Origin of the sequence: Acrocarpospora catenulata (assembly GCF_018476525.1) — a bacterium.
Lineage (GTDB): Bacteria > Actinomycetota > Actinomycetes > Streptosporangiales > Streptosporangiaceae > Acrocarpospora > Acrocarpospora catenulata.
The window spans coordinates 1-1,463 of the sequence record NZ_JAHCST010000153.1 but is presented as its reverse complement, the minus strand read 5'-3'; the positions used below and the strand labels follow the sequence as shown (position 1 = coordinate 1,463).

The following is a 1,463-nucleotide window of genomic DNA, read 5'->3' as shown; positions in this document are numbered from 1 at the left end:
TCAGAGTGCGTTGCGCGAGCATATGCCTGTGATGTCGCTATGTGATCGCATGGATTTGTAGCGTTACCGCCGGCCGGTGGGGTCTGCTGTGCTGGGATGGCCGGGTGACCGAGCGTAAGCCGTACCCCAGCGACTTGACCGACGCGGAATGGACGCTGATCGAGCCGGTACTCGCGGCCTGGAAGGCCGCGCACCCGTCCGTCAGCGGCCACGAGGGCAACTACGACTTGCGGGAGATCGTGAACGCCATCCGCTACCAGGGACGAACCGGCGTCCAATGGGACTTTCTCCCGCACGACCTGCCTCCCAAGAGCGCGACGTACTACTACTTTTCGAAGTGGCGCGACGATGGCACCGACAAGACGATCCACGACCTGCTGCGCTGGCATCTGCGCGAGAAGAAGAAACGATTAGCCGACCCGAGCCTGGTCGTGCTGGACACCCAGAGCATCCACGTCGCGGCCGGGGTCCCCGCCTCCACGACCGGAAGGGACGCCGCGAAAAAGGTGCCGGGGAGGAAACGGGGCCTGGCCGTGGACGTGCTCGGCCTGGTCATCGCCGTTGTTGTCCTGGCCGCCTCGGCCCACGAGAACACCGCCGGGATCGCCCTGCTGGACCGGGTCGCCGCCGGCACCGAGGGCACCGTGACCAAGGCGCTGGCCGACCAGGGATTCAAGAACGCGGTCGTCGCGCATGGCTCCGGCCTGGGGATCGAGGTGGAGATCGTCGAACGCAACCCCGCCGACACGGGGTTCGTCCCCCAGCCCACGAGATGGGTCGTCGAGCAGACCTACGGCATCTTGATGTTCCACCGGCGTCTGGTCCGCGACTATGAGCACCTTCCGGCCAGTTCCGAATCACGGGTGTATTGGGCGATGACGGACGTGATGTCCCGCCGCCTGACCCGCGACGCGTCCCCGTCATGGCGGTGGACATGACCGGGCCCGACGCTCGGCAGGCCGACCCCGGTACCTGGCTCCTGGACCGGATCGACGCCCGCGAACAGGCCTTGACCTGCCAGATCGAGCAGACCCAGGCCGAGATCGACACGCTCACCGCGCGTCTGAGCGAACTCAGCGAGGCGATCGAGCACCTGCGGATCAGCCGCAAGACCCTCATCGCCCTCGCCGAGGAAGTTCCCGCTCCGGTCGAACCGGCCGCACCGCCTCCCACGGTCCCCGAACACCCGGCCTACCAGCAGATTCTCACCGTCTTCGGTGGGGCCGGCGGATGCCTGCGCGCCCGGGACCTGGCTATGGCCATGGACCTGCCCCTGACACAGAACGACATCCAGAACGTCCGCGCCAAGCTCAAACGCCTGGCCAGCCGCGGCATCCTCGTCGAGACCGAGCCGGGATTGTTCACCCAGCCGCGCCCATAGCCCGACCGGCGGGTCTCCGACTAGCCGACCTAACCCAACCCAACCGACAAAAGGGGCATCAACTCGCGGAACGCACTCTCAG

The 1,463-nt window shown here is 66.9% G+C and carries 2 protein-coding genes; both read left to right on the top strand.

The genetic code is table 11. The annotated features are described in order from the left end of the window. Positions 1 to 104: 104 nt before the first annotated feature. Positions 105 to 938 (top strand): IS5 family transposase, encoded by an 834-nt coding sequence (locus KIP79_RS46130; protein ID WP_214111424.1) that lies wholly within the window; start codon positions 105 to 107, stop codon positions 936 to 938. Then, positions 935 to 1,381, top strand: coding sequence for a hypothetical protein (locus KIP79_RS46125; RefSeq protein ID WP_214111423.1), 447 nt, complete (start codon positions 935 to 937; stop codon positions 1,379 to 1,381). Before KIP79_RS46130 ends, KIP79_RS46125 begins: the two co-directional genes overlap by 4 nt. The last annotated feature ends 82 nt before the right edge of the window (positions 1,382 to 1,463 follow it).

Bases quoted from the DNA above. Each gene is read 5' to 3' on its own strand.
- KIP79_RS46125 (WP_214111423.1), top strand. From the start codon at position 935: ATGACCGGGCCCGACGCTCGGCAGGCCGACCCCGGTACCTGGCTCCTG.